This window comes from Vibrio sp. Y176, assembly GCF_033438945.1.
This window is the reverse complement of sequence record NZ_JAWOQS010000002.1, coordinates 216,011-223,616: the sequence shown is the minus strand read 5'-3', so window position 1 is coordinate 223,616 and position 7,606 is coordinate 216,011. Positions and strand designations below refer to the sequence as shown.

7 protein-coding genes are annotated in these 7,606 nt (G+C 45.0%); 3 read left to right on the top strand and 4 right to left on the bottom strand.

The features are described 5' to 3' along the window. Window positions 1-120: 120 nt before the first annotated feature. The 3 genes from R7O13_RS05285 (at window position 121) to R7O13_RS05275 (ending at window position 3,376) form a co-directional block, all read left to right on the top strand. On the top strand, window positions 121-474 hold the full coding sequence (locus tag R7O13_RS05285) for a hypothetical protein (protein WP_064369168.1): 354 nt from the start codon (window positions 121-123) through the stop codon (window positions 472-474). 121 nt (window positions 475-595) lie between these two features. After that, on the top strand, window positions 596-2,596 hold the full coding sequence (locus R7O13_RS05280) for a methyl-accepting chemotaxis protein (RefSeq protein ID WP_064369169.1): 2,001 nt from the start codon (window positions 596-598) through the stop codon (window positions 2,594-2,596). A 300-nt stretch (window positions 2,597-2,896) separates the two neighbouring features. Next, complete coding sequence (locus R7O13_RS05275) at window positions 2,897-3,376, top strand: Dps family protein (protein ID WP_005388254.1); 480 nt, start codon at window positions 2,897-2,899, stop codon at window positions 3,374-3,376. A 108-nt stretch (window positions 3,377-3,484) separates the two neighbouring features. Here the strand turns inward: R7O13_RS05275 and R7O13_RS05270 are convergent, their stop codons facing one another. From R7O13_RS05270 to elbB, 4 genes are all read right to left on the bottom strand, one after another. After that, complete coding sequence (locus R7O13_RS05270) at window positions 3,485-4,099, bottom strand: HAD family hydrolase (protein WP_225478160.1); 615 nt, start codon at window positions 4,097-4,099, stop codon at window positions 3,485-3,487. Between the two features lie 142 nt (window positions 4,100-4,241). Then, window positions 4,242-5,318 carry a PQQ-dependent sugar dehydrogenase gene (locus R7O13_RS05265; protein ID WP_064369170.1) on the bottom strand — a complete coding sequence of 359 codons (1,077 nt, stop codon included), beginning with the start codon at window positions 5,316-5,318 and terminating at the stop codon, window positions 4,242-4,244. A 149-nt stretch (window positions 5,319-5,467) separates the two neighbouring features. Further along, a complete protein-coding gene (gene yiaY / locus R7O13_RS05260; RefSeq protein WP_064369171.1) occupies window positions 5,468-6,616 on the bottom strand; it encodes an L-threonine dehydrogenase in 1,149 nt (382 codons plus the stop codon). A 333-nt stretch (window positions 6,617-6,949) separates the two neighbouring features. After that, window positions 6,950-7,600: an isoprenoid biosynthesis glyoxalase ElbB gene (gene elbB, locus R7O13_RS05255; RefSeq protein ID WP_017634378.1), complete on the bottom strand. Its 651-nt coding sequence runs from the start codon at window positions 7,598-7,600 to the stop codon at window positions 6,950-6,952. Window positions 7,601-7,606 lie beyond the last annotated feature (6 nt).

Here is a 7,606-nt window from a genome sequence, read left to right as displayed (position 1 = left end):
CGTGGAAAGAGCTGACTATTACGCTGCGTTGTTTTCCTTGACCCCGAATCAATGACAACGCTCTGAATCCTGCATCTTGAAGTCACTTGGGTATAAGAGTCATTTACAAGGAGGAGCGACATGTACCGTTATGTTAGTTCACCAAAAGCGTCGAAGTACATAGTACCGCCGCCACTGCATCGCGAGTTGTCGAGTATCGATGTACCAGAGTCGGAACTTGAGATGCGTGAAATTCTGAACAATTGGTTTACCGATGGATTGGCGCCGATCATTCAAAATGAAGACAATTACATCTCTGCTAATGAGCAACAGCGCTTTAAGCAGCTCAGCCGCACGGTGGGTGTGCTACTGCGTAATAAAGATTACTACTTCGCCACTAAGCGGATTCTTTCGTTGTGGGATCAAGACTGCTTAGAAACGACTTACGTTAATTATCTGATTTTACGTAGTGAGCGCATACCATACTTCAAATAAGCCCTATTTATCGGCTTAAAATAGTGATTTACATGGTTTTCTTAGTAACTTTTGATACCAGTATTTAACATTTTTGTAAACATCGTTATATTTAAGGCTCATCGTTGTCAGGAGTTTATGGATGAACCTTACGATATCAGGGAAGTTGCAGCTCAGTTTTGTGCTGCTAGCCGTACTTTTTATGGCATCAGCGGTATTCACGTATCGCAACGTCACTACCGTAGAGCAATACGCCTCTTCGTTACTTAAATCCGATTTACCGACCGTCGACACCAGTCGCGGTATCCAACAGTCCGTTCAAGCGTCGCTGTCTTCTATTCGAGCCTACATGTTGCTAGGTGGCGATGAAGAGGCGAGCGCACGTCTGAGTGAGGACGTACGCAATATCATGGCTTCTACAGACGAGTCGCTTCCAACGTTGCAGGCTCTGATCTCTGAACAGGATTTTCAAGCGATTCAAAGCCAGTGGGACGCGGTAAAAGTCTCTTTGAACAAGCTGATTGAACTTAGCCACAGTGATGAGAACTTACCCGCGCACAACCTCTTTATTAACGAAGCGGCACCCATTGCAGAAGTGGCACTTGATCAGCTTCAAAGCTTAATCAATGAAGAGTCAGGAAACCCATTTGGTGGAGACAGAAAGCGTTTGTTTAAAGTTTACGCGGATAGCTATACCTCGCTCGCCAATGCACTGTCTGCTCTGCGAGATTTCCTGTTGTACGGGCAGCAAGATCATCTGGACAAATACTACGACTTGATTAAGTACCACAATCAGTCTGTGGCGGAAATCGACAGTAAACTCGACAGACTGACTGATAACGACCAATCATTGTGGTCACTGTTTAAAGAAATGCAGCAACTGTACTTTCCTTTAGCAGAGCAGGTAATTGCATTGCGTCAGTCGCCAGAGTGGAACGAATCAAACTTGCTGATGGCGAACGAACTGTTGCCAGCAGCGGATGCACTAGACCAAAGCTTAGAAACGATCGTATTGGCTCAGCAAAGTCGTGCTGATCAAAGTGGACAGGGTATTAATCAGTCGATCAAGAACGTACTCACCACTATGTTGATTGCTGCGGCATTGGTTTTGATTGCCGCAGTAGCGATTTCAAAATACATGGGCAATACCATTGGTCGCCGAGTGAAAAACTTATCGGAGCGAGCCAAGACGATCGCTTCAGGAGATGTTTCTCAGCCTCCGTTAACTGTTGTTGGGAAAGATGAATTGGCAGACCTTACCGATTCGATTAACCGCATGAACCAATCGTTAGCGAGCATCGTGGCAGGGGTGAGTGAAAAAGCGCACCAGGTGGATACCAGCATGGGGGCTTTGTTGGAATCGGCGCAAGTCACCTCATCGAATGTAGAACAGCAACAAACCAGCATTGTTGAAATGGGAAGCCAATTGGATGAAATCGCTTTAGCCGCGCGTAACACTCTAGATCAAGCCAATCAATCGGTGCAGAAGCTTTCTGATTCAAAAGGCGAGATTGAACAAGGTCGTGATGCTTTAGAGCAAAACAAAGTCACCATGGAAAGCTTGCATGGCAGCATTGAAACCGCGAGTACGCAAGTGACGCAGTTAAGCAAAGAGAGCGAAGCCATTGGTCGAGTGACGGAAGTAATTGAAGGTTTGGCAGAACAAACTAACTTACTGGCATTGAATGCCGCGATAGAAGCAGCGCGTGCGGGTGACCAAGGACGAGGCTTTGCGGTTGTGGCGGATGAAGTACGTATGTTAGCGACTCGCACTACTCAATCGACGACAGAAATCAACGGTATCATCAATGCGATTCAACGCTCGACCAATTCGGTGGTAGAGGAGATTGAACACAGCCAATCACTTGCGGAGCAGGGCGCTGAGCACATTGAAAAAGCGGTAACTCGTTTGCTTGTCACGACCGAGCAAATTGGTTCTTTGAATGAACAAATGGCAGAACTTGCGGCAGCGGCAGAGCAGCAATCTCATGCGACCAACTCGATCACTGGATTGATGTCCGGTATTACTCAATCAGTGGATGAGGTTTCGAATACTAGCCAACGTGCATCAGAGACATCATTGCAGGTAAAAGAGCAAGTTACCGAGCTGAATCAACAGATGGCAACTTTTAAAACGGCGTAGATAAGGTTTACGTCTGTTCATCTACTTTTGAACGTTAACCAAATAGTAAAAAAGCCCCAATCCTTATTACACAAAAAGGGTTGGGGCTTTTTGTTGGATGATACGCCGATATTCGTCTGCTTGCTCATTGGATTTAGCTATTTAAATCATAGTTAAAACCAAATTTTCTTCACCGAGCCGGAGTCGTAATATGACTCCATCGGCAGCAAATACTGCAAAAGAATTTTTAAACTTTATACCAATCCCGGTAAGAGAATAGTTCGTTACTACGATTGGTATCATCCTTCTAGGAGCAAGATTATGAACAAACAAGTAAGCCTAATTGGTCTAGACAGCGAACAATCAGCACAACTAGCTCAACAGTTAAATCAACTGCTAGCGCATTACCAAGTGTTGTACATGAACTCTCGCGGTTACCACTGGAACATTAAAGGTGCGCAATTCTTCGAACTGCACGTAAAATTTGAAGAAATCTATACTGATCTACAAACAAAAATCGATGAGCTTGCAGAGCGTATTCTAACTTTGGGTCATACGCCAGCGCACGCATTCAGCAACTACTTGGAAGCAAGTGAAATTAAAGAACATCAAAACGCGACTTCTGGTGAGGAGTGTGTACAAGGTCTGGTTCAAGGCTTTAGCGTTCTACTTCTAAAACAGCGTGAGATTCTACAAAACGCGGGTGAAGCAGATGACGAAGGTACAGCGGCATTGATGGGTGACTACATCCGTGAGCAAGAAAAATTAATGTGGATGCTTAACGCTTACCTACAAGGCTAAGTGGCGCATCACCCAAGTAATCCTTGGGAACGCATGAAACAATCGGGAATAAGTCATAAGGGGCACGTTGGTGCCCCTTTTTTTGTTTGCGTATTTTATATGTGCGCTTTATTTGCGTGGTAAGGATTCGAAACGGCTCAATAAATCACTGAGTTCATTAAGCGCCAATGAGGCTGAATCATTGAAGGTTTCTTGATTCCCATGGTGCACAAGGCAAGAGGGCATCTGCGCGTTATACGCTGCCTGCAAGTCGTAGAGGTAATCGCCGACATAAAGCACTTCATCAGGCATCAAACGCCACTCTTTCGCCAATACTTGCAGAGACAAAGGGTCTGGCTTGGGCGGGAAGCATTCACGAGTGATGACTCGTTCCACTGAGATTTGGTTGTGTTCTAGTTTGCGCTGCGTGGCGATTTGACAGTTGCGCGTCACGATAGCGGTTTTGATTTCATTTTGATGCAAGTGGGCGATCAATTCATGGCAGCCAATCATTGGAGCAGACTGCTCAGCATCAGAAATCTCGTAATCAAATATCACGTTATGAGCGTGCTCTCGATGATGAGGGTGCTCAAGTGCGTCGACAAAATCCAATAGATCTTCACTCTGCGGACAACCTAGCTGTTGTCGCAATTCGCCGAAGTTCATATCAGAACTCACCAAGGTGTTGTCTAAATCAAACACCACGGCTTTAATTTTATCGAGCTGTAAAGGGAATGGAATCATAATGACCTCGTACAACTTAACCGAACTATCGTTTTAAAAAACAAAAGGTTATTGTTAAGTTTAGATTCTTCTGCTTAGATTGTACGAAAATAAATCACTAGTACGTCACAAATTAAATAGTCTTAACGATTTTAGTGTTTGATTACCTTTCCTCAAGACGAAATATTTTGCCGCTGTCGGTAGAAAAGTAGATATAACCATCGGGGCTGATGGTTATATCTCTTATTCGCTCACCAAGATTCTCCATTAATCTTTTTGATTCGGTAAGGTTGCCATTATCAATAGAAACCACGTTGATGTGCGCCAGTTTCAATGCGCCTGCGAGGATTTTCCCGTCCAATTCTGGGTATTTATCACCACGGTACAAAATCATATTACTGGGCGCGATAGAAGGGACGTATACCAGCTTGGGATCTTCCATTCCCGGTAACGACTTAGCTTCCCCAACGTCCAACGGTCCCCAATATTCTTTACCATGAGAGACTTTTGCCCAGCCGTAGTTCGCGCCTTTCTTGATTAGATTAATTTCATCGCCACCGCGTGGTCCATGTTCAATCGACCACAGCTGTTTTGTTGCTTCGTCGTAAAACATACCTTGTGGGTTGCGGTGCCCGTAACTCCATATCTCAGGAAGAGCTTGGGAAGGTTTGAATGGGTTGTCTTGCGGAACCGAACCATCAAGATTAAGGCGTAGAATACTGCCAGCATGGGTTTGAGTGTCTTGCCCATTATCACGTTCGCCACGGTCACCGATTGAGAAGTAAACTTTGTCGTCAACAAATGAAATTCGACTGCCGTAGTGACGCCCTGTGTCGGTGATGGCATCAGCAACAAAGAGATCGTTCCAACCCACAAGTTGATTGTTTTGCAATTGCGCCGTCGCTAACGCCACCGTATTGCCTTTACTTGTGCGCTTGCTGTAGGTAAAGAAGAGTTGCGGGTTTTGCGTATCGGCATTCGGTGCGAGCGCAACATCCAATAAGCCGGCTTGTCCACTGGTGTTCACATCGGGGACGTTAAACAGCTTTTGAGGTTTGCCTGTGGTGATATCCAGCAACGAAACCGTACCGTTCTTTTGATTGACGATAACGCGTTGATTATCTAAGAACTCGATCCCCCAAGGGATCTGAAATCCACTCGCCACTTCGTTGGCGCGGTATTCGGCAGTGTTGGCAGAAAAGGATAAACAAGCGAGTAGGGTAGCAGCAATCGTTCTCATGGTTCCTTCCAATATGAATCGTGTTAATACTTAAAAGCTAACACTAAAAGACTATGTTTGGCAGAGATTCACTTGTATATGAATGTAAAAAATCCCCGATACGAGATCGGGGATTGAATTAAGGCTAGAGAATTGTTTATGTAGCGAGATTACATCGCTTCTTCGAAGATCTTAGAGATTTCTTCGTGAGTTGCTTGTTTAGGGTTAGTGAAACCACAAGCGTCTTTCAGTGCGTTGTCTGCTAGTGTTGGGATGTCTTCTAGTTTCGCACCAAGCTCTTTAATACCTGCTGGGATACCCACATCTTTCGCTAGAGTAACGATAGCGTCGATTGCTGCCGCTGCACCTTCTTCAGCAGACATGCCTTCTACGTTTACGCCCATTGCTTTTGCTACGTCACGTAGACGCTCAGGACATACTTGCGCGTTGTAACGCTGTACGTGAGGTAGAAGAATCGCGTTACAAACACCGTGTGGAAGGTCGTAGAAACCACCTAGCTGGTGTGCCATTGCGTGTACGTAACCTAGAGAAGCGTTGTTGAACGCCATACCCGCCATGAACTGTGCGTATGCCATTTGTTCACGAGCTTCTAGATCTTCACCGTTTTTCACTGCTGTGCGTAGGTAAGCTTGGATAAGCTCAATCGCTTTGATTGCTACTGCATCAGTGATTGGTGTTGCCGCGATAGATACGTAAGCTTCAATCGCGTGAGTTAGGGCATCCATACCTGTTGCCGCAGTTAGCGAAGCAGGTTTAGCGAGCATTAGCTCTGGATCGTTTACCGAGATAAGCGGTGTTGTGTGCTTATCAACGATAGCCATCTTAATGTGACGCTCTTCGTCAGTGATGATGCAGAAACGCGTCATTTCAGATGCAGTACCCGCCGTCGTGTTGATCGCGATAAGTGGCATCATTGGTTTTGCAGATTGGTCTACGCCTTCGTAATCTGAGATTTTGCCGCCGTTAGAAGCAACAAGCGCGATACCTTTCGCACAGTCGTGTGGTGAACCGCCGCCTAGAGAGATAACGAAGTCACATTCGTTATCAGTAAGAAGTGCTAAGCCGTCGTTAACGTTGCTGATAGTTGGATTTGGTTGAGTGCCATCAAACACAACGGTTGCTACATCGCGCTCAGTGAGAAGGTCTTGAACTTGTTTGACTACACCGATTTGGTTAAGGATCTTATCCGTAACGATCAAACCTTTTTTAAAGCCTTGAGATTGGATGCTGTCTGCTGCGTCTTTCAAACAACCAGCGCCCATTAGGTTTACCGTAGGGATAAAAAATGCACTTGTCATATTGGATAGCTCCGTCGTTATTTTTAATAATCTTTCTTAATTTGCCATTTACTGTCGCACATTCGTTTCCAGATTGAAGTTGATCTAAAGCAAGTTTACCCACTTAGAGGTACTTGCAAGAGAAAAACTGTGACAGTGATCTTGTTGCACTGCGTATAAGTGCAACACTGATATAAAGTAGAACAAATATGAAACTATGGACGCAAACGATTGGCAGAAATTGACTTCTGACGCGGATATATCTCTAAATTCGACTAAAGTATAAAAAATCCCCATTAATAACTTAATTATCAATGGGGATAGGGAAGTGTTTTATAAGCTAACTACTAATAATTAAGCTATTTTAATCAGTTTTGATACTAACTTTTCGATACCTGAAGCCGCTTGAGAGATATTCTCTGCCAACATGTAAGCAGGGGTTGAAAGTACGAGGTGTTTTTCATCAAAAACGATGTCTTCGACAGGGCACGTGGTGTGTTCACCGCCCATTTGATTAAATGCTATTGAGACTGCCTCATCGTTGCCTACCGTTCCTTTCACGCCTTGCTCATAAATCATCGGAATAATGACAGGAGAAATACACAGATAGCCAGCTGGTTTTTTCGCATTAGCAAACGCGCGACAAGCTTGAGCTACGTGTGTGTTAATGGAGCACTCCGCACCCGAAACAGCGAAGTCGGTTAAGTTTTTCGCGGCACCAAACCCACCTGGAAGCAGTAGGGCATCGTATTCATCGACGTTAAGTTTGGCGACATCGTCAATATTTCCGCGTGCAATACGAGCTGATTCGATCAATACGTTACGTGTTTCATCCATTTCGTCACCAGTTAGGTGATTGATGACGTGGAGTTGGTCAATGTTAGGTGCAAAGCAGTGCCAAGTTGCACCTGCCTTCTCGATGGCGTAGAGCGCCAACACTGCTTCGTGGATCTCAGAACCGTCGTAAACGCCTGAACCACTTAAAATGACTGCGACTTTTTTCATGTTTGG

Excerpts from the sequence above, each read along its gene's own strand:
- R7O13_RS05285 (WP_064369168.1), top strand. The coding sequence starts at position 121 with ATGTACCGTTATGTTAGTTCACCAAAAGCGTCGAAGTACATAGTACCG.
- R7O13_RS05280 (WP_064369169.1), top strand. The coding sequence starts at position 596 with ATGAACCTTACGATATCAGGGAAGTTGCAGCTCAGTTTTGTGCTGCTA.
- R7O13_RS05275 (WP_005388254.1), top strand. The coding sequence starts at position 2,897 with ATGAACAAACAAGTAAGCCTAATTGGTCTAGACAGCGAACAATCAGCA.
- R7O13_RS05270 (WP_225478160.1), bottom strand. The coding sequence starts at position 4,099 with ATGATTCCATTCCCTTTACAGCTCGATAAAATTAAAGCCGTGGTGTTT.
- R7O13_RS05265 (WP_064369170.1), bottom strand. The coding sequence starts at position 5,318 with ATGAGAACGATTGCTGCTACCCTACTCGCTTGTTTATCCTTTTCTGCC.
- yiaY (WP_064369171.1), bottom strand. The coding sequence starts at position 6,616 with ATGACAAGTGCATTTTTTATCCCTACGGTAAACCTAATGGGCGCTGGT.
- elbB (WP_017634378.1), bottom strand. The coding sequence starts at position 7,600 with ATGAAAAAAGTCGCAGTCATTTTAAGTGGTTCAGGCGTTTACGACGGT.